The 25,981-nt window shown below is 36.8% G+C and carries 23 protein-coding genes; 19 read left to right on the forward strand and 4 right to left on the reverse strand.

Annotation, left to right across the window (positions count from 1 at the left end; all coding sequences use genetic code 11):
• Positions 1-322: 322 nt before the first annotated feature.
• Positions 323-940: a MarR family winged helix-turn-helix transcriptional regulator gene (locus tag D0T08_RS18190; RefSeq protein ID WP_116984107.1), complete on the reverse strand. Its 618-nt coding sequence runs from the start codon at positions 938-940 to the stop codon at positions 323-325.
• A 128-nt stretch (positions 941-1,068) separates the two neighbouring features.
• On the opposite strand from D0T08_RS18190, the gene D0T08_RS18195 reads away from it, so the two are divergent.
• Both D0T08_RS18195 and D0T08_RS18200 read left to right on the forward strand, forming a co-directional pair.
• Positions 1,069-3,510, forward strand: a complete 2,442-nt coding sequence (locus D0T08_RS18195; protein WP_116984108.1) for a TonB-dependent receptor — start codon at positions 1,069-1,071, stop codon at positions 3,508-3,510.
• 14 nt (positions 3,511-3,524) lie between these two features.
• A complete protein-coding gene (locus D0T08_RS18200) occupies positions 3,525-3,884 on the forward strand; it encodes a hypothetical protein (RefSeq protein ID WP_116984109.1) in 360 nt (119 codons plus the stop codon).
• Positions 3,885-4,301: 417 nt separating this feature from the next.
• On the opposite strand, the gene D0T08_RS18205 is transcribed toward D0T08_RS18200, so the two are convergent.
• Positions 4,302-5,066: a LytTR family DNA-binding domain-containing protein gene (locus D0T08_RS18205; RefSeq protein WP_229238991.1), complete on the reverse strand. Its 765-nt coding sequence runs from the start codon at positions 5,064-5,066 to the stop codon at positions 4,302-4,304.
• A gap of 29 nt (positions 5,067-5,095) precedes the next feature.
• Complete coding sequence (locus D0T08_RS18210) at positions 5,096-7,021, reverse strand: tetratricopeptide repeat protein (RefSeq protein WP_158561294.1); 1,926 nt, start codon at positions 7,019-7,021, stop codon at positions 5,096-5,098.
• Positions 7,022-7,269: 248 nt separating this feature from the next.
• Here D0T08_RS18210 and D0T08_RS18215 point away from each other — a divergent pair, with 248 nt between their 5' ends.
• From D0T08_RS18215 to D0T08_RS18305, 17 genes are all read left to right on the forward strand, one after another.
• Positions 7,270-7,653 carry a LytTR family DNA-binding domain-containing protein gene (locus D0T08_RS18215; protein WP_158561295.1) on the forward strand — a complete coding sequence of 128 codons (384 nt, stop codon included), beginning with the start codon at positions 7,270-7,272 and terminating at the stop codon, positions 7,651-7,653.
• A 227-nt stretch (positions 7,654-7,880) separates the two neighbouring features.
• Complete coding sequence (locus D0T08_RS18220) at positions 7,881-9,935, forward strand: kelch repeat-containing protein (RefSeq protein ID WP_116984112.1); 2,055 nt, start codon at positions 7,881-7,883, stop codon at positions 9,933-9,935.
• Between the two features lies 1 nt (position 9,936).
• A partial coding sequence (locus tag D0T08_RS18225; protein ID WP_229238992.1) for a hypothetical protein occupies positions 9,937-11,433 on the forward strand: 1,497 nt, incomplete at its 3' end.
• A gap of 372 nt (positions 11,434-11,805) precedes the next feature.
• Positions 11,806-12,201: a tail fiber domain-containing protein gene (locus D0T08_RS28245; RefSeq protein WP_409012936.1), complete on the forward strand. Its 396-nt coding sequence runs from the start codon at positions 11,806-11,808 to the stop codon at positions 12,199-12,201.
• Position 12,202: 1 nt separating this feature from the next.
• On the forward strand, positions 12,203-14,125 hold the full coding sequence (locus D0T08_RS18230) for a tail fiber domain-containing protein (RefSeq protein ID WP_158561296.1): 1,923 nt from the start codon (positions 12,203-12,205) through the stop codon (positions 14,123-14,125).
• A 1-nt stretch (position 14,126) separates the two neighbouring features.
• On the forward strand, positions 14,127-14,477 hold the full coding sequence (locus D0T08_RS18235) for a DUF4907 domain-containing protein (protein WP_158561297.1): 351 nt from the start codon (positions 14,127-14,129) through the stop codon (positions 14,475-14,477).
• Between the two features lie 330 nt (positions 14,478-14,807).
• The gene (locus D0T08_RS18240) at positions 14,808-15,125 is read left to right on the forward strand and encodes a helix-turn-helix transcriptional regulator (protein WP_116984116.1); all 318 of its coding nucleotides are present in this window, start codon (positions 14,808-14,810) and stop codon (positions 15,123-15,125) included.
• A 269-nt stretch (positions 15,126-15,394) separates the two neighbouring features.
• The gene (locus D0T08_RS18245; RefSeq protein WP_116984117.1) at positions 15,395-15,784 is read left to right on the forward strand and encodes a hypothetical protein; all 390 of its coding nucleotides are present in this window, start codon (positions 15,395-15,397) and stop codon (positions 15,782-15,784) included.
• A gap of 215 nt (positions 15,785-15,999) precedes the next feature.
• Positions 16,000-16,854 carry a helix-turn-helix domain-containing protein gene (locus tag D0T08_RS18250; protein WP_116984118.1) on the forward strand — a complete coding sequence of 285 codons (855 nt, stop codon included), beginning with the start codon at positions 16,000-16,002 and terminating at the stop codon, positions 16,852-16,854.
• 646 nt (positions 16,855-17,500) lie between these two features.
• The gene (locus D0T08_RS18260; protein ID WP_116984120.1) at positions 17,501-18,139 is read left to right on the forward strand and encodes an SCO family protein; all 639 of its coding nucleotides are present in this window, start codon (positions 17,501-17,503) and stop codon (positions 18,137-18,139) included.
• Positions 18,140-18,184: 45 nt separating this feature from the next.
• Entirely contained in the window at positions 18,185-18,979 is a 795-nt protein-coding gene (locus D0T08_RS18265; protein WP_147322806.1) for an MbnP family protein, read from the forward strand.
• 49 nt (positions 18,980-19,028) lie between these two features.
• Complete coding sequence (locus tag D0T08_RS18270; RefSeq protein WP_229238993.1) at positions 19,029-20,009, forward strand: cytochrome-c peroxidase; 981 nt, start codon at positions 19,029-19,031, stop codon at positions 20,007-20,009.
• On the forward strand, positions 19,999-20,631 hold the full coding sequence (locus D0T08_RS18275; protein ID WP_116984123.1) for a DUF2911 domain-containing protein: 633 nt from the start codon (positions 19,999-20,001) through the stop codon (positions 20,629-20,631). The genes D0T08_RS18270 and D0T08_RS18275 overlap by 11 nt, the downstream gene beginning before the upstream one ends.
• A gap of 30 nt (positions 20,632-20,661) precedes the next feature.
• Positions 20,662-21,690: a YncE family protein gene (locus D0T08_RS18280; protein WP_147322807.1), complete on the forward strand. Its 1,029-nt coding sequence runs from the start codon at positions 20,662-20,664 to the stop codon at positions 21,688-21,690.
• A gap of 319 nt (positions 21,691-22,009) precedes the next feature.
• A complete protein-coding gene (locus D0T08_RS18290) occupies positions 22,010-22,417 on the forward strand; it encodes a transcriptional regulator (RefSeq protein ID WP_147322808.1) in 408 nt (135 codons plus the stop codon).
• Positions 22,418-22,707: 290 nt separating this feature from the next.
• Positions 22,708-23,541: a hypothetical protein gene (locus D0T08_RS18295; protein WP_116984126.1), complete on the forward strand. Its 834-nt coding sequence runs from the start codon at positions 22,708-22,710 to the stop codon at positions 23,539-23,541.
• 132 nt (positions 23,542-23,673) lie between these two features.
• On the forward strand, positions 23,674-24,099 hold the full coding sequence (locus tag D0T08_RS18305) for a helix-turn-helix transcriptional regulator (RefSeq protein WP_158561298.1): 426 nt from the start codon (positions 23,674-23,676) through the stop codon (positions 24,097-24,099).
• Positions 24,100-24,287: 188 nt separating this feature from the next.
• On the opposite strand, the gene D0T08_RS18310 is transcribed toward D0T08_RS18305, so the two are convergent.
• Complete coding sequence (locus tag D0T08_RS18310; protein WP_158561299.1) at positions 24,288-25,976, reverse strand: gliding motility-associated C-terminal domain-containing protein; 1,689 nt, start codon at positions 25,974-25,976, stop codon at positions 24,288-24,290.
• Positions 25,977-25,981 lie beyond the last annotated feature (5 nt).

Below are 25,981 nucleotides of genomic sequence, written 5' to 3' on the forward strand. Positions count from 1 at the left end.
AGAGAAAATCGACAACCTTAGGCCTGCCTGGCTATAGGTCTGTCGATTTTTCTTTAACAATCAATACGTATTCTACTACAATTACCCCTTTCAACTCCTGTAGTACCTCTCTCCTAACCCATTCGCTTTTGTCTTGCCAGATGAAGTGCTGTGCTATTAAAGATTATAGTCATGTTCTGAAGTTTGCTTGTGAAAATAAAAATCTTTAAATAAAGTAAGCAGATAAAGGGAATAGTGTTTATTCAGTGATAAAAAACTCGAAAAATATAAGGAAGCAATCACGAATAAGGTCATTAAAAATATGACCAGGCATGAGGTACAATCAGTTTAATAATTGTTTCAGAGTTTCTTCATTATTCTCTTCGAAATAGGGATGATGATATTGATGGAGCTTCATGAGGATTTGCAATAAATGATTTTTTTCCTCCATGCTCAGGTTTCCAACGATATGCCCTGACATCTTCTGAATTCCATTCTGAATAAGGCCAAATTGTGTGCGACCTTTGTCGGTCAATGACAAGAGCTTTGAGCGGGCATCTGACGGATTATCTCTTTCCTGTAGCATGCCCTCACGAAGCATTCGTTTAAGGACTTCATTACCCGACGATTTCTCCTGAATACACATCCGAAGCACATCTATTTTCTTAAATTCTTTGTTAGGAAATAGAGAAACCAATACGGCAAAGTCATCAAGCGAGTAGATTTCGGTGTCCCGAAAAACCCTGCGGGCATAAAACTGCGCATATTTATAAGCAATTCCTAAAAACATGGAGATCAAGCCGTTTTGTGAAGGAATCAGATTACCTGCACCCTGTTGTGATTGATTGGCTTCATTGATTATCCATGAAACAAATTGTTCTTTCTGCCAACGTTGAGCATTCGTTTGTTTCTGATAAGTCTCTGCCAAAGCAATAATTTCTTTTAAAATAGTATAGTCCATAGCTTGATAGTCAGAATCATTAGAATTAAAAATAGTATTATGTCATACAAATAAAAAATATTTTGTTTTATACAAAACATTTAAACAGACAAATTTGTTCTATATAAAACTAATCTAATTCATTTAGTATGAAAACCACTAAATTTTACCTTATTTTTTTCTTAGTCTTATTGAGTTTTTCTGTTTTTGCCCAAAATATAGGGAATATTTACGGAAAGGTTATTGACAAAAATACGCAGGAGCCATTAATTGGTGCTACCGTAAGTGTTGAGCAATCTACTCAAGGTACTACTACCGATATAGAAGGCAACTTTCGTCTGTCACTACCTGTCGGAAGTTATAACCTGAAAGTTACGTTTGTAGGCTATCAGACACTTGTTAAATACAATATCAATCTGACTTCCGGTAATGCGCAGTCGGTTAATTTTGATTTACAGGCCGAGACTGCTGCCTTAGGCGAAGTAACAGTAAAAAATCAAAGAGAAAAATCGGCTATTGCATCTGATGTGATTACACCACTTTCTGTACAATCGCTTACAGTTGAAGAAATCAGGAGTAATCCTGGTGGTAATTTTGATGTATCAAAAGTAATTCAGGCTCTGCCGGGTGTAGCCGGAACTACGGGGAGTGGCGGTTTTAGAAACGATATTGTTTTGAGAGGTGGAGGACCAAACGAAAATATCTATTACCTTGATGGCATCGAAATTCCTGTCCTCAACCACTTTTCTACACAAGGCAGTGCCGGCGGGCCGGCAGGTATCATCAATACTGCTTTTGTTGAAGACATTAAACTGAGTACCTCTGCTTTCAATGCGCAATACGATAATGCACTTTCGGGTGTTTTTGAAATCAACCAGAAGGTAGGTAACTCTGAGCGTCTGCAAAGCAATATCCGGTTGAGTGCAACCGAACTGGCGGCTACCTTTGATGGGAAAATCAGTGATAAAACTAATTTCCTGCTTTCGGGACGTCGGTCTTATTTGCAACTTTTATTCAAATTGATAGACCTGCCCATCCGGCCCAATTATTGGGATTTTCAGACGAAAATTACGCACAAATTAGGAGAAAAAACAACACTTAACCTCATAGGTCTGGGAGCCATTGATGATTTTAAATTTGCTTTACCCAAAGACCCCAGCCCTGAAAACATTTATATCTTCCGCAATTCTTCGCTTATCAATCAGTGGAATTATACAGCGGGCGCCTCTATCAAACATCTGATTAATAAAGGGTTCATTAATCTTGCGTTGAGCCGTAATGAGCTGAATAATTCATTAGTGCGATATGAAGACAACAATAATCCTACTCCGCAATCACAGAACCTGTTTTCCCAATCGAAAGAAATGGAGACCAAACTCCGGGCATATCTGAAAAAATCTCAGAATGGTTTTACTTATAGTGTAGGTGGAGTGATACAGTATGTGAATTACCGGAATGATTTCTTTCAGAAAATCAGGAATGAAGTACGAGACGAAAGCGGGACTATTATATGGCCTGAAATAGCCTATCGTTTTATGACTGACCTTAATTTCTGGAAGTATGGGGCTTTTGCACAGGTAGGAAAAACTTTTGGTAATCAGATGAGTGTATCTGCCGGACTCAGAACCGACATGAACAGTTTTACTGATGAAGGTCAGAATCCGCTAAAAACCCTCTCACCCCGACTTTCTGTCTCCGTACCTTTCAGGAATAATTTCAGACTTAATGCCGCCTGGGGAAGCTATTATAAAATACCTATTTATACCGTACTGGGTTTTAAGGATGTAGAGGATAATTATACCAACCGTAGCAATAAGTATATCAATACCATACACTATGCATTGGGTTTAGAGTATCTTCCTCAACCGGACCTGAGATTTACCGTGGAGAGCTTTTATAAAGATTACCGCAATTATCCGGTTACTACGCTGAATAATATCTCCTTAGCTAATCTGGGAGGCGATTTTGGCGCCATTGGCAATGAAGCTGTACGGTCTGTAGGCAAAGGTCAGACGTATGGAATTGAGTTCTTTGTTCAACAGAAACTTGTGAAACGTAACTTCCTGACGCTTTCTTATACCTTTGTTCGTAGCAAATTTGGTGGACAAAATACTATTCTAAGACCCTCTGCCTGGGATGTCCGACATCTGGTTTCACTTATTTATGGTCTTAAATTAAATAAACAATGGGAGCTGGGCGTAAAATATCGCTTTGCAGGCGGTAGTCCCTACACCCCTTATGACCTGGCTACGTCTCAGCAAAATTATCTGACACTCGGACAAGGGATTTTTGATTATACCCGATTAAATTCGGTTCGTCTGAAAGCCTTTAATCAGGTGGATATACGCATAGATAAAAAATGGAATTATTCCCGCTGGACCTTAGATGTATTCTTAGACGTACAGAATGTACTGGCCTTTAAAAATGCGTCTATTCCTTATTTTACCTTTAAACGTAAAGCCGATAACTCTGACTTTGAAACAAATGACGGGCAAAGTATTAAGTCTGACGGATCAAATGCAATTCCATTAATTTTAGATAATTTATCAGGAAGGCCCACCCCAAGTATCGGATTTATTATAGAATTCTAAACCCACCAGTATCTATGATTTTTAATTCAAGAAATAATAAACGGGAATTTAATTATTACTATAAAGTCATTATTGAAAATGAAGTAACAAACCAAAATGAGGTATCCATCAATCAGCTTTTAAACCTACTGAAAGACTATGTTTTTCAATCTCTCAGACAGTTTAAATCCGGAAAGAAAATGAACCTGACTTATACTACTCACTATTTTTTCAGGGACACAATAGAGAAAGGGGTGTATAGTTTTGAGTGTGACATTATTGATTTTACGACTAATAAAGTAGCCATTGAAGCCTATCTTTATAATGAGAATCATTCAAAACTTTTGATGAAGTGGTTTAGCGTATATGAACGGAGGGTTTCTGATAAAATATAATCAGATCATTCAGAAACTGTTTGAGTTAATGTTGTTCCGTTCAAAATGGCTATTTTGAACGGAACAACATTAACTCAAACAGTTTCTTAGTTTTATTCATAAAAACAAATAATAAACTTCTGATGTTATCAGGGTGTTTGCTGTCTGTGGTTGGCTATTACGTTTTATCAGTATTGGGACTTTGGAAACCATTAACATTTTCACCGATTTTATTATTACAACTTTTCTATAAAGCTGAGTGGCTATACCAATAGCGCATTTCTACGAGCTATTTATTATACTCTGGATTATAATTTTCAAACTGGGCAGCACCTCTCTCCTATCAAACCATTCGTTTTTAGCTTGCTTGATAATTGAACTGCAAATACTCTACAACAATTGGTAAGATTATTAAAAGTGAATGAGCAAGCTGTAAATTTACTTCTGCTTAAACGAGGCCATGAAAGCATCTTTCAGATTTCTTGCAATAGGAATAGTATTCTGGGTAATCGTGATTTCATGCTCGTTGAAACTATCTACTTTAGCGACATTCACTGCAAAAGAACGGTGAACCTTTATTAATCTAGAAAAATTGAGTCGTTCTAAGGCACTTGTCAGAGATAAACGAAGTGTATATTTTTTGCCTGTTGTCTGAATAGTAATGTAAGAATCATCAGATTTGATGAATAGAATATCATTTAAATACACTTTTATAAAGTTGTAATTCTGCTTGATAAAGACATAATCATCCATTTGGAGAATCGTCTCAGTTTCAGCTTTAGATTGAGGATTAGTTTCTTCTTTAGGGGTACTCCTATAGTAATTTCTGAAATTATGAATAGCCAATTCTATGGCATTGAGCAGGTTTGTTAAAATAACAGGCTTATTCAAATAAGCCGCTGGATGTGTTTCTTTGGCTCTGTTGAGTGTTTCTTTTTCTGAAATGGCCGTCAGATAGATAATAGGTAAGCTTTTAAATTTCAGAATCTCATTAACTGTTTCAATGCCATCTATCTCTCCTTTAATATTAATATCCGATAAAATCAAGTCAACAGGATTATTTCTGGCTAATTCTATGGCTTTTTTGCCATTGTTTGCCATACCTATTACATTAAAATTTTCTTCTTCGAGCATATCGCTAAGCGTCATAGCCAGTATTCCATCGTCTTCTATAATGAGGATTTTTATACGGTCATCGTTCACAAGAGTAATTATTTTGAGGGATTATTTTTTTAATTATTCTCTTTTGGAATCGTTAATTTAAAAAGCGTACCATGGCGATTTTCTACAGTCAGGTCGGCACCTATCTGATTGCTCAGGGTATTAATTAATTGTCTTCCATACGAACCTTTCTTTTCTTTCCATTGCTTTATGTCCAGGCCTTTGCCATTATCGGCTACTTCCAGTACAATATTTTTATCTGTTTTCAGATGCACTCTTAACTCAGGATTAGCAATATCGAGATACGCATATTTAAAAGAATTAGTAAGTAACTCATTGATAATCAGTCCGAGTGGGATGGCTATATCAACATTTAAATCTGTATCGTCAATATCAAAATCCAGTGCCAGACTCTTTTTATCGAATCCATAAATACGAATGAGATTATCAACCAGATCTGCCACAAATTCCTGAATATTTACTTTTTCTATATTTTCGGTCTGATATAGTTTCTGATGAATCAAACCCATGGCATCTATTCTTTGCTGACCCTCTTTTACTGCTTTAATAGCCTTTTCGTCTTGCAGAAACTTAATCTGTAAAAAAAGTAAACCGGATACAATGCCCAGGTTATTCTTTACCCGATGGTGCAATTCCCGCATTAGTACCTCTAATTGCTGAGATTGCTGATTGATTTTTTCGTTTTTAAGGGCTAAATCTCTGTTTCTCTTCTTGATAATGCCATATAGCCAGAATAAGACACCGATAAATAACGCCAAAATAACTATGCCACCTAAAAGTTGTTGCATTTGCTTGTTCTGAACGGCATTCAGTAGGTTTAATTCGCTGATTTTCTGTTCTTTTTTCTCTGTCTCATATCTGGTATTGATTTCGGTAACCAAACGTGCTTTTTCTACAGCTGCATCCGATTCAATCTGCTTTATTTGTCTTGTTTTTTCTATTTCTGCCTCTATTTGTATTTCCGATATTCTTCGTTGTTTTTCTGCTTCTATGGTGGCAATTGCTTCAGCTTTCTGCTTTTCAAAATCAGCTTGTAATGTCACAATTTCTCTCGACTTTGTTATTTCGTCCAGAGAGTCTTTAATACTCCTATACCGATTCACATTTTTCAAGGCATTTTCCCAATCTCCTTTTCTTCTGTATGACCTGTATAACTCACTATGCGCATTAAACAAGCGGTGAGGGTCTTTTACTGTTTCAGCTAATTTAACAGATTTTTCGCCATAGGCAATTGCCTTTTCATGATCGTCTTTCAATGAATAGGCCATTCCCATATTTCTGTAGGTATGTTCCAGTAGTGGATAGTTTTTATTGGCTATATTAACCTTTTCGGCCCGCTGATATATCTGAATGGCCTTGTCATAGTCTTTATCAGCATCAATATATAACTGCGCTAAATTTGACAAAGGGTTGCCGAGTTTTAAACTATCTTTTTCTGAGGCTATTGCTTTTAAATAATATTTCCGGGCATTGGCATAATCCTTTAAATCTCTGTAAGCAATACCCAGATTGTTACTAATCATATTTATAATGCTATTCTCCTGAATAGCTTCGCTAATTGCCAGGCCTTTTAGGCCCAATTCTATACCTTTTTTGGTAAATTCAGTTGATTTCTTCGAATCACCCAGGCGTTTATATAACAAGCATAAATTTCCGTAACATTGCGCAGCACCCGGTAGGTCGTTAGTTTTTTCCAGCATCTGAAGCGCTGTCTGATAAGCCGATAATGCATTTTCATATTCACCTTTCCGACCCAGGGCAATCCCTTTCATTCTGTATATATGTCCGGTTTGCTTGTAGAACTTTAGTTTTTCGCTCAGTTTTATTCCCTCATTGGCAAAGAAAACAGAAGAATCACTTTTGCTCTGCCTGTTGTAAGCATCACTCAAAGCATACAGAATCTTAACACGGCTGGTATCAGGGTGAGAGGTACGCAATGCCCCTCTCAAATCAGTAATTGATTTAGTTTGAGCCAAAAGAGTTTGAAATCCTGAAAAGAAAAGAATCAATAAGCTTATTTTATTCATTTAGAGACAGCCCATAGCATTAACAAGCAAGATAATGAATTCAGCTAAAAATATAAATACGTATATGGGCTGACTCACAAAATTTCGCCAAACTCCTACAAAATCCTGCCGAACTCCTCTATTTCCTCATCAGGCACCATATCATTTACTTATTTCGGTTGATTATTAAACTTTGCCTGACATTAAATGATATGACTATGACTCTTATACAAAAAGAAAATCTGAGGTTTTTGTGTGATTTGCAAGAAAGTCTCCGGCTGAATAATAAAAACCGAATTAACACCGACGATATTGTCTATCTTCAATCAGATTGGAACTATACCCATGTGCACACCATCGACAATCGTAAAATACTCTCATCATTTACGCTTAAAATTTTAGAAAAACGCATTTTTGATAAGGACTTTATTCGAATTAACCGGGGATCATTGGTTAATATCAGGCGCATCTCTACAATAAAAGATAATGGTAAAGTTGGCGAAGCTACTATGTATAATGGTTCTGTACTGCCTATTTCACGACGGAAATTGAATACAGTAAAAAGGGTATTTGAAAGCAGTGCATCTGTGGTCTTGCGCTGATATTACGGCTATAGTTAAGCCATCAGCATCTGGAACTCGCCAATTAACATAACTAATCTCTGCATTTACAGTGAAATTCACTCACAAAATTCTACCAAACGCCTACAGGATTCCGTCAAACTCCCCTCTTTTTTTATTTGCCTTTATAGCATTTAGTTATTTAGTATCAATTATTTATTCAGCTAGCAGATTCCGATGAAAGAAAGTCTGTCTTAAAAGAATTATCCATGAAAAAACTTATCTCTTCTTCAATTGTATTATGCAGGCTTTGGCTTGTATTAATCTGCCATTCAGGAAATGTAGCTCTGGCTCAATCAGTAACCCTTGCTACTGACGGCATCTATGTTCCGAAAATGACCACTGCTCAGCGGGAAGCAATAAGCTCTCCCGTTATTGGACAAATGATTTACAATACCGATGATAACTGTTTTAATGTATTTCAGAAAGGTACCTGGCAAAAACTCTGTGGGTTTGATATGATAACCTCAGATAGCTGGACTCGAAAAGCTGATTTTGGAGGAGGAGAACGTGAAGGAGCAGTGGGTTTTTCGATTGGAGATAAAGGGTATATAGGCACGGGGTATGAAGGATCGAGTCTGAAAGATTTCTGGGAGTATGACCTTTCAACTAATAGTTGGACGCAAAAAGCGGATTTTGGTGGTACCGGGCGTAGTTATGCCTCAGGTTTTTCGATTGGTAATAAAGGATATATCGGCACTGGCAAATATGAGGATAGTTTTGTTAAAGATTTCTGGGAATATAATCCGGAAACAAATCAATGGACTCAGAAAGCTGATTTTCATGGAGCTGCCCGTTATTGTGCGGTTGGTTTTTCAATTGGCAATAAAGGGTATATTGGTACAGGTGGTATTGAAAATATTAGTACTAATTATTATAAAGATTTCTGGGAGTATGATCCTGCAAGTACTGCAAATGGCACAGATACTAATGGAAACCCAAAAGGAAAATGGACAAAAAAGAAGGATTTTGAAGGAACTGCCCGGTATTGTGCGGTTGGTTTTTCAATGGGTAACAATGGTTATATCGGTACAGGCTCCGATGATAGTAATAATTTTGTTAAAGACTTCTGGGAATATAATCCTACAAATAATGAATGGATACAAAAATCTGATTTTGGTGGAGCACCACGATATTGCGCCATTGGTTTTGCTATAGGTAACAAAAGTTATATTGGTACAGGTGACAATAATAATAGTTATTTTAAAGATTTCTGGGAGTATGACCCTACCAGTACCATCAACGGCTTGGGTAAAGATAGCAAACCTAAAGGTAGCTGGACAAAAAGAAAAGATGTGGGTTCAGAAGGTATAGCTTTTGCGGTTGGTTTTTCGATAGGTAGTAAAGGATATATTGGCACTGGTCAATCAGATAGTTCTAACGATTATAAAGGCTTTTGGGAATATAATGTTAATAACCCCAATTTCACCCAACAGGGCAATATATTCAATGGTATAAGTCAATTAGTACAAACAGATGCCACAGGTAAAATACCAGCTTCTATTTTACCAGATGTTACTTTGCCAGCTGATATTACCAGACAAGGCAACACTTTTAATCAGGCTAATCGACTCACTAAATTAAATGCTAACAGGTTTTTAGGTATAGGTGTGGCCGACCCTAAAGCCCCAATACACCTTACGGATTCGCTTGCCAATAGAAAAATAATACTCTGGCAAAATAACGCTAACTCTGCCAGTAATCATCAGTTTTATGGATTGGGTGTCAATGGTGGTATTCTTCGCTATCAGATTGATAATACAGTCGCAGCCCATGTATTTTATGCAGCTGACAATGCTAATATTTCAAGGGAACTTTTCCGTATTAATGGTACCGGAGGGGCATGCCTGAATGGCAATATGGTGAGCACAGGTGCTTCCTGTACTTCTGATATCCGCTATAAGAAAAACTTCACCACGATTGATAATCCATTGGAAAAAGTATTGCAAATGAATGGATTTCAGTATTACTGGAAGACAGAGCAGTTTAAGGAGAAGAATTTTTCTGAGAGTCGTCAGATTGGGTTTATTGCACAGGAAGTAGAAGCTTTGTTTCCGGAGTTGGTTAACACAGATGAGAAGGGCTACAAATCGGTTGATTATGCCAGACTGACCCCCGTATTGGTTGAGGCGATTAAGGAATTGAAAAAGGAAAATAATACGATTCGTGAACAGAATACAATAATAATTAAAGACAACGCCAGTATCCGCAAAGATGTTGAGGTACTTAAGAGTCTACTTTTACAAAACTCGAACGGTAAATAAGATGAAAAAAAGCAACTTTTTCCCAATCATATTTTCTCTTTTTCTGTTACGGCTGATAGGTTTCTCAGGCAATGAAGTTTTTGCCCAATCAACCACACTGGCTACTGATGGCGTCTATGTGCCGAGATTGACAAAAGCGCAACGTGATGCAATAGCTTCTCCTGCTAAAGGGCAAATGATTTATAATACCGACGATGATTGTTTTAATGTATATCAGAAAGATAACTGGCAGAAACTCTGCAGCCTGGAGATTCAGAATACAGATTTATGGACAAAAAAAGCAGATATTGGAGGATCTGGCCGTAGTGGAGCAGTGGGTTTTTCAATTGGGAATAAAGGTTATATTGGAACTGGACTAGGTAATGGTATTCTAAAAGATTTTTGGGAATATAATCCATTAACCGATAGCTGGACCCAGAAAGCAGATTTTGGTGGAGTTGCCCGTCACCTTGCGGTTGGTTTTTCAATTGGCAATAAAGGTTATATTGGAACCGGGACTAGTTCTGATGACAATGCTAGTCTAAAAGATTTCTGGGAGTATGACCTATTAACCAATCAATGGACTCAAAAAGCAGATTTTGCAGGAACTCCACGATATGATGCAGTTGGTTTTTCAATAAATAATAAAGGTTATATTGGGACAGGTAGAAATTATACTCATATTCTTTATAATGATTTTTGGGAGTATGACTCTACCAGTACTGTTAATGGAAATGATGCCAATGGAAATCCAAAAGGACAATGGATACTAAAAGCAGAATTTCCGGCAGCAAAAAGAGCTGGCGCAGTCGGTTTTTCTATAGGTGGAAAAGGTTATATTGGGACAGGACTCATTAATTATAATCCAAATGTTCTAACAGGAGACTTTTACGAATATAATCCTGTTACAAATGTGTGGGTGTCTAAGGCTTATTTTACTGGTACGCCTGGCTATAGGGCTGTTGGATTTTCTTTGGACAATAAAGGTTATATTGGGACAGGAACATTTAGAGGTATTTTCATTAAAGATTTTTGGGAATATGACCCTACCAGTACTAAATTTGGTACGGACACAGAAGGCCAACCCATAGGTAACTGGACGAAAAAAAAAGATGCCGGGATGGGGCCGACAGCTTCTGCCGTTGGCTTTTCAATTGGTAAAAGAGCATATGTTGGAACTGGTCAGCTAACACACAATAGTTTTTGGGAGTATAATCCAAACGATCTACATTTAACTCAACAAGGTAATACTTTCAATGGCGCCACACAATTAGTTCAGACTGATTATACAGGCAAAATACCAGTTAAAGTTTTACATGCTAGTGCCACAATTCAAGGCAATACTTTCAATGGCGCCACACAATTAGTTCAGACTGATATTACAAGCAAAATACCTGTTTCTGTTCTACCCGCTACTGTAACTACGCAAGGTAATAATTTTAACGGTGCTAGTCAGTTAGTTCAAACCAACGGGGAAGCTAAAATACCTGTTTCTGTTCTACCCACTACTGTAACTACGNACGGTGCTAGTCAGTTAGTTCAAACCAACGGGGAAGCTAAAATACCAAGTGCCGTTTTACCTGCTAATATAACATTGCAGGGAAACGATTTCAATCGAGCTAATCAGTTAACGAAATTAGATTCTTCTGGATTTTTAGGGATAGCTATCAACAATCCCAAAGCTCAGATACACCTTTATAGTTCACTTGCTAATAGAAAAGTAATACTATGGGGCGGAGACAATGAACATCAGTTTTATGGGTTTGGTATAAATGGGGGAATACTTCGCTATCAGGTTGATCATATAAACTCTGCTCATGTATTTTATGCGGGTAACAATCCTTCTTCTTCTATAGAATTATTCAGAATCAGAGGCAACGGAAGCGCTACTTTGGCCGGAAATCTGGTTACAAATAATTCTTCCTCAAGCTCCGATGTCCGCTACAAAAGAAACTTCTCTTCTATAGAGAACCCTCTGGCTAAAGTGCTGCAAATGAATGGCTTTCATTACTACTGGAAGCAGGAAGAATTTAAAGAGAAGAATTTCCCTGAGAGTCGGCAGATAGGCTTTATTGCGCAGGAGGTAGAAGCTTTGTTTCCTGAGTTGGTAAATACCGATGAAAAAGGATATAAATCAGTAGATTATGCCAGACTGACGCCTGTATTGGTGGAAGCGATTAAAGAATTGAAAAAGGAAAATAATAGTATCCGTACAGAAAATGCCGATATACGCAAGGATATTGAAGCCCTTAAAAATCTTATTCTACAATCGCAAAATGGCAAATAACATGAAAAAAAATATCCTTTTCTACAGTATTTTAATCTTCACTGGTTCTGTGCTATTGTCAGGGAATATCACTTTCGCTCAGTCAACAACGTTGGCCGCTGATGGTGTATACGTGCCAAGATTGACCACTACTCAACGCAATGCCATCAGCTCTCCAACTGCCGGTCAAATGATCTATAATACTGACGATGATTGTTTTAATGTATATCAGAAAGATAGCTGGCAGAAACTCTGCGGTTTAAACTATCAGGCAACAGATAGCTGGACAAGAAAAGCCGATTTTGCAGGGAATGAACGTAAAGCCGCGGTTGGTTTTTCAATTGGCAATAAAGGATATATCGGAACAGGAGATATTAATGGTAACACTCTAAAAGATTTTTGGGAATACGATCCATTAACTGATACCTGGACACAAAAAGCGGATGTTGGAGAAACTAAACGTGAATATGCAGTTGGGTTTTCGATAGGTAACAAAGGCTACATTGGTACTGGTTATAATAATGAGGATAGTAATTTTTTAAAAGATTTCTGGGAGTATGACCCGACAACAAATCGATGGGTTCAGAAAGCAGATTTTGGAGGCGCTAAACGTGAGCAAGCAGTTGGTTTTTCGATTGGGAATAAAGGCTATATCGGTACAGGATATGGTGTCGGTCTTCTAAAAGATTTTTGGGAATATGATCCTACCAGCACAGTAAATGGCACAGATGTTAATGGAAATCCAAAGGGTAAATGGTTACAAAAAGCAGACGTTGGAGGCCCCGAACGCTATGGAGCCGTTGGTATCTCAACTAGTAATAAAGGGTATATTGGTACAGGATATGATGAGAATGATGTTAGAAAAGATTTCTGGGAATATAATCCTGTAACTAATGAATGGATACAAAAAGCTGATTTTGGTGGTACACCCAGAGGATATGCAGTTGGCTTTTCTCTGGGCGATAAAAGCTACATTGGTACAGGATTTAATAACAATAATTATACTAAAGGTTTTTGGGAATATAATCCTACCAGCACTATTAATGGTATAGGGGCAGATGGCAAGCCTAAAGGTAGCTGGTTACAAAAAAAGGATGTTGGTACAGGACAAATAGAATCTGCAGTTGGTTTTTCAATAGGTAATAAAGGATATATTGTTATGGGATATCCTTACAGTAAAAATCTATGGGAGTATAATCCTAATGATTCTAACCTGACCTTGCAAGGCAATGCTTTTAATGGAGTTAGTCAATTAGTTCAAACTGATAATACAGGTAAGATATCAACTAGTATTTTACCCAATTTCGCTTTATTAAATGATTCCGGCTTTTTAGGCATAGGAACGTCTAATCCTAAAGCCCAGATACACCTCAGCAGTCTGCTTGCTAATAAGAAAATAATTTTATGGGGAGACGCTGATAACGCGCATGAGTTTTATGGATTTGGCGTAAATGGTGGCAGTCTCCGCTACCAGGTTGATCATTCAGGTGCTGCTCATGTCTTTTACGCGGCTGAGAGTACCACTGCTTCAAAAGAATTATTCAGAATTAATGGCAATGGAAGTGCTGTATTAGCCGGTAATCTGGTTACCAATGGGTCTTCTTCCTCTTCTGATATCCGCTATAAAAGACACTTCTCTTCTATTGAGAACCCACTGGCTAAAGTATTGCAGATGAATGGGTTTCAGTATTACTGGAAGACAGAGCAGTTTAAAGAAAAGAATTTCCCTGAGAGTCGACAGATTGGATTCATTGCTCAGGAGGTAGAGCAATTGTTTCCTGAGTTGGTGAATACCGATGAGAAAGGATATAAGTCGGTAGATTATGCCAGACTAACGCCTGTGCTGGTTGAGGCGATTAAAGAATTGAAGCAGGAAAATAATGCTATCAGAAAAGAAATTGAAGCATTGAAAAATGTATTTTTACAAGCGCAAAATGGCAAATAACATGAAAGTAATCTTTATATTTTTATTTTGTATAAGTATAAGCTTTATAGGGTTAGCACAAAAACCGAAGCAGACACCAGGCAAAAGTCAGGACTATGGTATTTTATATACCCATAATGATAGTCTGCAATACGAAACTTATCCACTACCTAACGGTTGGGGTTATAAACTTTATTTACGTTATAAGCTTTTGGTTAACCAGCCTATTATTCCTGCTTTAGCAGGGAATCAGGGATTTAAAACTGAAAAAGATGCCAAGAAAATAGCACAATTGGCCATAGGCAAGGTAGCTAAAGGGCAAATGCCTCCTACACTAGAAGCAAAAGAAGTTAAGAAAGCACTAAAGCTTTAATAGACTTTCTTCATGCGCGATTAAAGTCCTATTTTTTTTATGTATGGTCTTTTTAGTCTGCTAATCGCAAGTATTTCTGCCTATTCGCGAGGTTTTATAGCTATTTAGTATGTCATTTACTACCCCTTTCAACTCCGGCAGTACCTCTCTGCTGAACCATTCGTTTTTGGCTTGCCAGATGTTGTTTCTTGGGGAGGGGTGCGGTGCCTTTTAACGATTTGCGAAATACGCTTAGAATATCAATTAAAGGCTACATTGAAACCCCAACAACACTTGGTGATAAAATCAGGAATAGAAGAATTTAACTGCAATTGACTATACAACAAACAGTTGGCAAGAATATTAAAAGTAACCGAGGAAGCTATAGTCTATTGGGAATATAACCGAGGAAAACCGAAAGTACATAACTACCCAAAAATTATTGAGGTATTAAGCATTTTCCCTTTTGACATTGATACAAGCACATTAGGCAGCAAGATTATATCCTATCGATACACTAAAGGATTGAGCAGAAAGAAGTTTAGTAAAATGCTTGGAGTTGATGAATCGACTCTTAAGACTTGGGAAGACAATAAATATATTCCTGTGGTACATATTATGCAGATTCTAAAAGTCTTATTTAAAGAATCCGATATGACAGATTTATAGATAATTACATGAGAGGTAATTTTTAAATTGCCTCTCATTATATATGGCATATCACCAAAGGGAATTGATGCACTATGTAAATTTGTCTTTCAGGAAGCCATTTATATTTAAATAAGTAGAAAGTAAAGCATTCAGACAAATGATTTCTTACCGGAAATAATACCTTATTATATTCCGTTTATAGATAGAGTTATAAAACAAACCTTTTTTGATTCAAGTTTAGCTAAAAGAGTATTTATCGTAAGCAATTATGCACTAAATTTGCCCGGATGTTTCAATTCAAGCAAATAGCACTTCTCTTTCTTTCACTGGCATTGGTGTTGAAATCATTTGTTGTGCCTCTTATCTGCCTGGACTATGAGATTCGCAAGGATTTTATCATCAGAAACTACTGTGTGAATAAAAACAAACCTGAAATGCATTGCGACGGTAAATGTTTTTTAGCTAAAAGGATTAAAGCCCAGACTGAAAAAGAAGAACAAAGCGCATTACAAGATTTTATTTATAAGCTTTTAGAAGCGAATACCTTTGAAAGCCAGCAGACTTTCACTTTTAAGAATGTACTGGAAATCAAAGATTTCCCTGGTAACAACTACCTGTTTATTGAAAAACTCACACTTGACTTTTCATCCCCTATTTTTCACCCTCCTATTTGCTAACAATCTCCTTTTATTGATTTAACAGCTAAGCTTTTAAAGAGGTAATTAGCTGATTTTTCCTGTATTTTTTAGTACAAAATAGTAGCGCTTTGCCGGGATATACCTATGTGTGTCCTTAATCGTGCTATATATCTTTAAAATCGGGGACACTTCATATACTTACTTATTGCTCTTTCAGCAGTAGTATATTTTATCAAAATTATATTTTTAAAAAAATGGAAGAACGAATACCGAAGTGTAATACTGACTTCAGAAAAGAAGGTCAGGACCAATTCTTCTTATACATACATGATAAGGTGGATACTGACCATTCGGTCATCACATATCCACATAGCCATAATTCCTATTTCCTTAGTTTCTTATATGAAGGAACAATGCAACATTTTGTGGATTTAGAGAATAGTACGATTAGTGCACCTGCCTTATTGGTTTTAACTATTGATCAGGTTCATATTGACGCGAAACTGGATAAAGATTGTAAGGTTATTACGATGGCATTTTCTTCTGAATTTATCTATCGGCAAAACAGAAAACTGACCAATTATATGGAGACTGTTTTCTCTCAACCATTCCTTCAATTGTCTGCTAATGACTTGTCTGAACTGGATAAATACATACAACTGATTTGTTTAGAGAACAATAAAGGAAAGGATAAAAATATCGAAATAATTAATTATCTGGTAAATATTATTCTCATCCAATGCGCCAATCTATCCGAGAAAATCAAGAAAAATACTTCTTACAAAAATGACTTGTTTCTGGACTTTAAAGACTGCCTGAATAAATTTTACAGAACCAATCATACGGTAAAGTTTTATGCCGATCAGCTGAATATCACAACATCGGTTCTCACTGAAATCGTAAAAAGAGTCAGCAATAAAACACCTAAACAAATCATAGATGAAAGATTACTTATTGAGGCTAAAAGGCTTCTTTATTGGTCTGATATTACAGTGCGGGAAGTAGCTTGGGAGTTAGGATTCGAAACAGACGGTTATTTTATCAGGTTCTTTAAGAAGTTTACCGGAATCACCCCAGGAGATTTTCAGAAAGTTATGCAAGTTGATTAGGAGTGTTTTGAGTAAGGCGACTCATGGGTCGCCTTACTTCACATTCTTTCATAAGTGTAATGAATCATAGCAAAAGTGTAGTTAGTCCTGTGTAGGGGCATTGTAACTTTGTGGCATGTTTAAGAGACTTGTTTCCATATTTTTACTTTTTGCTTTGATCGGTTCAAACCTTTCACGGTACCTTGTTGTGGCAAGTTTCAAACTAAACAGACGGTTTATCGTTGAAAATTTTTGCGAGAACAAAGCAAAACCCCAGTTGCATTGCAATGGCAGGTGTTTCTTGGCAAAAAAGCTGAAACAGGCCGAAGAAAATGAGAAAAAGCAGACCGAAAAATATGAATTGAAAAGCATTGACCCCTGTGTTTTACAGCAGATAATCCCCCTATTTAATTCATTGATTGCGGATAACACAGCAATCAGGCTTCCTATATTTTATGAATTGATATTTTTGAGTGGTTACAGGTCAAGCATTTTCAAACCTCCCCGGTTAGGATAAACATCTTATAAAGTATCAATCTACATCTTCTGATAGTCATCAGAGGGACTTTATTCCTGTGCCCAATCCTGATACTACTTGGTTAAGCAGACGTTGATGATACCTCATGTAGTACTCTAACCCCGACTTTAAAATTCTAATGTCAAGATCATGAAAAATAAATTAATCTATGCCCTGTTATACCTGTGCATAGGAATGTCTGCCTGTGAGAAACAGCCTCGCAAATTGCCGATTTACGGGGAGAGACAGGCCACCTCTACAAACGTAAACGGCCAACTTGTGACAGATACTACCTATCAGACCATTCCTGACTTTAAATTCCTGAATCAGGATAGCAGTTTCGTTACGAATAAGTTCTTTGATGGAAAGGTATATATCGCCGATTTCTTTTTTACCAGTTGTACAAGTATATGCCCGATTATGCACCACAACCTTTTTAAAGTTTACGAAAATTTTAAATCAGAAGGTGATATCTTGTTTCTTTCGCACACAGTCGATTTTAAACGCGATAAGCCATCAGTGCTAAAATCCTATGCCCAAAAATTGGGTGTGGATGATAAGAGGTGGCAGTTTCTGACCGGAACTAAAGAAGAAATTTACCCGCTTGCTGAGAAATCCTATATCTCATCTGCACAGGTTGATCCGGATAACCCGGACGGCTACGCACATTCCGGACGCTTCCTTCTGGTGGACAGGCATCGGAGAATCCGTGGTGCCTATGACGGCACCGATGAGCAGGAAGTTAAACAACTGATCGTTGATGCGCAATTACTTGTAAAGGAGAAATAGTTTCACAGAACCTGCTTAAACAGGTTCAAAATTAAAATTTAACCAATGAAAAAAATAGTCAGAATAATCATGGCCATCATATTTTTAGCCGGATTTAATAATACCCTTCAGGCCCAGACAAATAAGAAGCTTGTATTGAATATACAGAATAAGATTGGTGATAAGCCTTTAAGGCTAAACGATGAATATTATACCAACCGGGCTGGTGAGAAATTCAATATAACTACCTGCAATTACTTTATCAGCAATATAAAATTTACGGGTAGCAATGGTGTAGTCTATGTGGTACCTCAGGACAGCAGTTATTTTTTGATAAAGGAAAATGACCCGGCTACAAAAACGATTAACCTTGCAGTGCCGAAAGGTAGATATACTGCTGTTACTTTTACGATAGGGGTAGATAGCCTAAGAAGTACAACAGATTTAAGTCAGCGTAAAGGTGCACTGGATATTTCAGGCGGTATGACTGATGGCATGTACTGGACATGGAACAGTGGATACCTGTTTTTGAAACTTGAAGGAACCTGTGACCAGGCAAAAGTTGATTTAACAGGCCAACGGAAATTCAGATACCATATCGGAGGCTTTGGAGGTTATAATAAACCTTCAATCAATAATATCAGAATAGTTACGATTGATCTCTCCGGAAAAGCAGCAATAAATTTAAAAAACAAGGCTAAGGCTACATTGGATATCCAGGCAGATCTGTTAAAAGTATTCGATGGGCAAAATACGGTGAGTATCGCCAATGATTCCAGTGTCATGTTTGGCAATGCAAGCAAAACTGTCTCGGATAACTATGCGGGAATGTTTAGCCATGTATCTACCTTAAAAAAGTGATATGGGACGAAAGTATGCAACCGTACTGTTAGTGCTCTGTGTCTTCGCCATGGCATTAACAAGAATCGAGTTTACGGGTTTTTCAACACCCGTAAACTTTCCGGCCCCCGTATATGATGTAGTAAAAAATCCGGTTACGGCAGATGGTTTTAAACTTGGGCGGAAATTATTTTATGAAAGCGCATTGTCACGCGATAACTCCATTTCATGCGGCAATTGCCATATACAGGCCGCAGGATTTACCCAGCACGGGCATGATGTAAGTCATGGGGTTGATGATAGATTAGGCAATCGGAATTCTCCGCCTATTATGAACCTCGCCTGGAGCAAATCATTCATGTGGGATGGAGGCGTATTTCATCTCGAATTGTTTCCGATTTCTCCGATAACCAATCCGGTAGAAATGGACGAAAAGATGGAAAACGTATTAGCTAAACTAAAAGCAGATAAGGCCTATGAAGAGCTGTTTTATAAAGCTTATGGCAGCAAAGAAATAACCGGAAACAAGGTATTCAATGCACTTACCCAATTTATGCTCCTATGCATCAGCAGCGATTCAAAGTATGATAGTGTTATGCGTGAAACGGGTGTTAAATTCAATGAGATTGAACAAAAAGGGTATACACTTTTTAAAAATAAATGTAGTACTTGTCACCAGGAACCTCTCTTCACAGACGGAACTTTCAGAAACAATGGGCTTAATAATACCTATAATCCCGACATCGGTCGACAGGCGATTACACTAGATGCAAACGACCAGTTTAAGTTCAAAGTACCCTCATTAAGAAATAATGCGTTTACCGTTCCGTATATGCACGATGGGAGGTTTACAAGCCTCGACCAGGTATTGGAGCATTATTCAACGGGTATTACAAACAGCCCTACCTTAGACCCCTTATTAAAACAGAATGGAACCCCGGGGCTTTCATTAAATGCTGAGCAAAAGATGGCTCTCAAGGCATTTTTAAATACTTTAAATGACAAGCATTTTATAACAAGAAAAGATTTATCAGAAAATCATGAAAAATAATAAACAGACAATCACTCTACTCTTCACAGCGCTTGTCATCCTATCGTCGCTTATTACCTCTTGCAATTCGAAAGAAAATACAAAGCAGGAATCAAAGGTAAAGTATAAGCATGACGAGCCATATGCACAAAAAGTCAATGACGGCTCTATTGCTAATGACGACTATATAGGCAGCATACAAAGAACAAGCGTGGGAAAGGTTGATTCTTTAAGGGTTAGAATAAATTATGGTTCTCCGGGCGTGCGCAAAAGAACGATATGGGGAAAACTGGTTCCCTACGATTCCCTTTGGGTCACCGGTGCCAATACGGCCACATCCATCGAATTTTCTGAAGCTGTACATATAGAAGGCAGGAAAATCCCTGCCGGTAAATATGCGCTTTTTACCATTCCGGGAAGAAAAGAATGGACTATTATTTTCAATAAAGATTTTCAACAGCACCTTACCGATGATTATGACCAGAAGAAAGACGTGACCCGATTTTTAGTTAAACCTGACTCATTGGTAAAACCTGTGCTTAGATTAACCTATACCATTGAGAAAGTGAATGCTTCGACTGTTGAAATCTCAATGGCCTGGGAAAAACTAAAAATCTCTTTCAGCGCTGAAGTAGAAAAATAACCCATCTGAACAACAAAACAATTTCTGGAGATGAGACCCCTATCCTACTTCCTTTTATTTTTAACCCTAACCTCTTGCGGGAAAAAACTTACCAATTCTCATGGGAGAATGAAACATCCGGCAGCGTATGTAGTAAACGGAGGGAGTAATACCATTTCAGTAATTGATTTAAGAAGATTGAAAGTAAAAAAAACGATACAATTATCAATTAAAGACCGTTTCCCTCATCATATCAGTTTATCGCCGGACAGAAAAAAGCTACTGGTGGCTATGCCTGAGTTTGATTTCAGTCTGGGCCATAATGCATTACATAAAGCGACACACAAAAAGGGAGGTATTATGGCGATGGATGTGCAAACAGAGGAGGTTCTGTTGAATTTACCGCTTCCTAAGCCCAATTTTAATGCCGTATTCTCACATGATTATGCTGAAATATGGTCAGCAACAGCCACCCATTCAGGGAAAATGTATGTTTTTGATGCCAATACGGGTGCACAGAAAGCTGTTTTTTCGTTGGGTGCAGACCCAACTGAAATTGTATTTTCTACAAACGGGAACTACGCATTTGTGGCATTAGAAGAAAGCAGTTTTGTTTTAGCTATTGATGCCCGGTTAAAACAAATAAAGAAGTATATCAAAGTTGACCCATTTCCAACCAATGTCTGGGCCGGAGATGATGGAAATATCTATGTAGAAAACAAAAATCTGAAAACCATTAGCATTATCAATGAACTCACGCTGGAAACCTACGAGTTTATCAACCTTGATTTTAAACCCGGACAAATTGCCTATCATACATCTTTGAACGAACTCTGGGTTTGTCAGGCCGAAGAAAACAAAATAGCTTATTTTGAAAGGAAGAATAACGCCTGGCATTTAAAATCTACTATTATCACCGGAGAAGATGCCTATGCCATTACATTCTCTGCTGACGAAAAAACGGCTTACGTGCTTAATCGAAAAGGAAATACGCTATCGATGATAGATGCAATGAAACATCAGAAACTCAGGGATATTCCGGTTGGTAAATCACCCAATGGAATGGTTTTGATTGAATAGAAAGAGAATTAAAACCAGAACATACATTCAAATCAATACAAATACTGGTTGATGCTAAAGTAAAATAGAGATTGCAACAAAAGGCAGTCCAGATTGTGAAAACTTGCCAGAGTGGAAAACCTGTCACAAAGAAACTGGGTACATAATGTAATACAGTGAGTTAATTTATTCAGAAAAGTTTATCTGGCTCAGGTAAACTTTTTTCATTTTATACCTTGGACTATAATCTTCAACTCCGGCAATACCTCTCTGCTGAACCATTCATTTTTGGCTTGCCAGATGTTGTTTCTTGGAGAGGGGTGCGTTGCCTTTTAACGATTTGCGAAATACGCTTAGAATACAGATTAAAGGCTATATCGATATCCCAACAACACTTGGTGATAAAATCAGGAACAGGAGAATTGAACTACAACTTACTATCCAACAGTTGGCAAGACTACTAAAAGTAACCGAGGAAGCTATAGTGTATTGGGAATATAACAGAGGACAATCAAAGATATACAATTATCCAAAACTCATTGAGGTATTAGGTTTTCTACCATTTGAAATTGATACAAGTACACTAGGTGGCAAAATTATAGTCTATCGGTATATTAAAGGATTGAGTAGAAAGAAGTTTAGTAATTTGCTTGGGGTTGATGAATCGACTCTTAAGACTTGGGAGGACAATAAATATGTTCCTGTGGCATATATTATGCAGATTCTAGGAAATTTATTTAAAGAATGAGACCGGAAATAAAGAATTTCCTAAATTAATACGTATTGTTAAATGCCTTTTGGAGGAGAGTGTTCTACAATTACTAGTTGGAAAACAACGAATAGCTGACTAAGAAATAAGGTTTATGGACCTTATTCTTAGTCAATATAATCCAAATCTTTATAAAAAGTTTCAATGATAAAACAGGTAGCAACTAAAATACCAATATATTATCTATTTAACTAAGCTATCTACCAGAATTTGATTATTATTGTGGGATTATTTATGATTTTGTTGTTGCTAAAACATTATTGATTTTCATGAACAAAATAATTACTATTCTCTCAATTATTCTACTCTTATTCTGGGGGTGTGCTAAGAATAAAGAAGTAAGTCCTGAAAAAGAATTATTATTAAAAAGACTTTTTGTTATGGAGGGGTCTTATCGGCCCCCACATACAATTCTTGAATATAAATATTCGGATTCTCAATTAATAGAACATACTTATAACAACTATTCTGAAGTAATAGCTAATGGTATTAAAACAGTATATTCTTCTATTACTACCAGCAAATACAACTATGTAAATAAGCTTCTCGAAACTATTGTCACTACTTCTGAAACAGGAACAGTAGCTGAAACAATCTACTATGAATATAATGCCAAGAATCAAATCATCAGAAAATCCAATAAACTATCGACCGACCAAAATAAGAAAATACTATATGAATATAGTTATAATTCAGATGGTAAATTAATTGAGCAAAAAGAATATCTGGCTTACCCATACACTATTCCGTTTTATATAACTAAATATGAATATGAAGCCAAAAATGCAGTAAAGCGGTCATATTACGACCCCAATGGCGTTTTATTTGGGGAATCCAGATACTATTATGATAATAAAAAATATAATCATACTGCAGACCCTTCTTCTGATACAGGAAATATTGTAGAAATAAGCGGAACTGACAAATATAAAGCGAAAGACGGAATTCTTGAATTAACGCCCCCTAATCAACGTTATTCGGCAGTGTACCTAATCGAACAGCAGATAAATCTTACCTATAATGAGTGGGGTTATCCCATCAAACGGGAAGTAACCTCTAAAAATAGCAATTCTAAGATAATCTTCGGACTTGAATATTATTAGAAACGCATCTGATTCACTATAATAGATGTATAATTATTATTTTCAACTCCGGCAGGACTTCTCGGGTGAACCATTGGTTTTTGGCTTGCCAGATGTTGTTGCGGGGGGAGGGGTGCGGTGCCTTTTAACGATTTGCGAAATACGCTTAGAATACCAATTAAAGGCTACATTGAAGCACCAACTTCACTTGGTGATAAAATCAGGAATAGAAGAATTGAACTGCAACTTACTTTAGACCAGCTTGCAGCGTTATTGAATGTAACCAAAGAAGCTATAGTGTATTGGGAATATAACCGGGGAAAACCCAAAGTGCATAATTACCCAAAAATTATTGAGGTATTAGGCTTATATCCTTTTAACATTGATACAAGCATGTTAGGTGGTAAGATTATAGCCTATCGGTATTCCAAAGGACTGAGTAGAAAAAAGTTTAGCAAATTGCTTGGGGTTGATGAATCGACTCTTAGGACTTGGGAGGAGAATAAATATATTCCTGTGGTTGACTTTATGCAGACTTTAAAAAACTTATTTAAAGACTCTGATATAACATATTCTTAATAATTAAGTAAAAACAGATTTACATTAAGAGCAGAAATTGATTTCTGCTCTTTTGACTATAATTAGTGCCTAAAGGTAAGTAGAACAAATTATCTATATAATTATAGGTTTTAATAAGCTACCCAAAACTAGTGAAGTCATTGTCTCCTATTAGTAAAATTTGTCAATATAATTTAGGACGAGATACTTTAGTGAACTAATATAAACGACCCTTTTATATCAGGTTTATTATAAGCATCCATCTTAATAATAAAAACATAGGTATCAACAGGGGCTCTTCTTCCATTTATCATTCCATTCCATTGCTCTAAATATCCCTTCGAGTAAAACATATTTTCTCCCCAGCGGTTAAAAATAAAAACTTCACAATCAGGATATTTTTCTATATTCTTAATTTCCCAGGTATCATTTTTTCCATCATTATTTGGGGTAAAGATATTTGGAATATATAGCATATCAGCAGAATTAGTGCAATTTGATTGAGTTCCAACTTTAAAAATCTGAGATTCTATTTCACAAGACTGATTTTTTACTTTTACTGTAAAATTACCTGTTTCATTAGTACTATAAACATTGCTATTTGCACTTGCAATTATGATATTATCCTTATACCATTGATAGGTATAAGAGGCGGTATTGTTCGTTGTTAAGTTAATAACATCTCCGGGGCATAACAAATAGCTATTTTGAGGCGTGCTTATGGTAGGCTTACTAAAAAGAGTTAAATCAATTTTATCAGAAGTACTAATTCCCGGGCATAAAATAGTTCCTATTATTCTGGCTTCATATTGGCCACTTTTATTTACCGTAATACTTTTATCTTCTTTTAAAAATACATTATTTTCATACCAGGCTACTACTTGGTCAGAATTTACAAGTGCTAAAGTATTATTTTCTCCATCACAGGCAGAAGCATTATCAGGTTTAATCTTTACTCCTATATTATTTGTTGTCACTGTTACCATAAGAGGGTCGGAGATAGCTTCTTTCACGCACGATGTTTTTGAACTTTTTACAACAGTATATTTACCCCCATCCGTAAGTGTGAATTGATTTGTATTAGCATTTGGTATATTAATGTTGTCTTTCTTCCATTGAAAAACCCAATCCACGTTATCTACTGTTTCTATGTTTGCCATACTACCTGTACAAATAGTTAAGTTCTTAATTTCAGCATTATTATAATTCAGTACCGGTTTTGGGAGGCTACTGGAAGAGCAATCAACAACTTTTAGAATATAATCTCTACGGGTTGCGCCGATTCTTTTCCCATTTCTATACTCTTCACACAAGATAGCAAAAACAAATAGACCTGTTTTAGTTGCGGTAACATTTATCTCGCCCGTTTGGGAATTAATCGTTAATGGTGGAGTTCCAGGAATCGAATTATTTTTATCATAGCCACTTAACCAGTTAACACCAGGTCGGTTAGCTCTGGGGGTTTCATCATAGTAAGGACTTGTATTAAAAGAAGCAAATCCTTTATAAGGATCTACCAAAGAATAGGTTAGCCTATCACCGTCGGCATCAGTAGCGATAAAATTCGCACTGAAAGGCTCGCCCTTACAGATAAACTCTCCATTTAATTCACTAAAGATAGGAGAAGAATTTTTAACATCCTTAACAGATGGGAATTCCAACATAACTGCAAGTGAGGTATTGAGAGGATCATCAATATTTGTTAATTCTTGTGAGCGGCAACAACGGTCAAACATAATGTAGTAACCATCCGGGTCATTATAAGTATTAGGATCCAGAAATACATCTAAATAAAAGATAGAATGATATATTTTTAGCTTGTTCAAATCAGCACATGCTGGATTTTGAAAAATGAGAAAAGCAGGAGGCTGATTCCGTCTTAGAAAGAAACGTTCCATTTTTG

It is taken from the genome of Emticicia sp. C21 (assembly GCF_003418935.1).
Taxonomy (GTDB): domain Bacteria; phylum Bacteroidota; class Bacteroidia; order Cytophagales; family Spirosomataceae; genus Emticicia.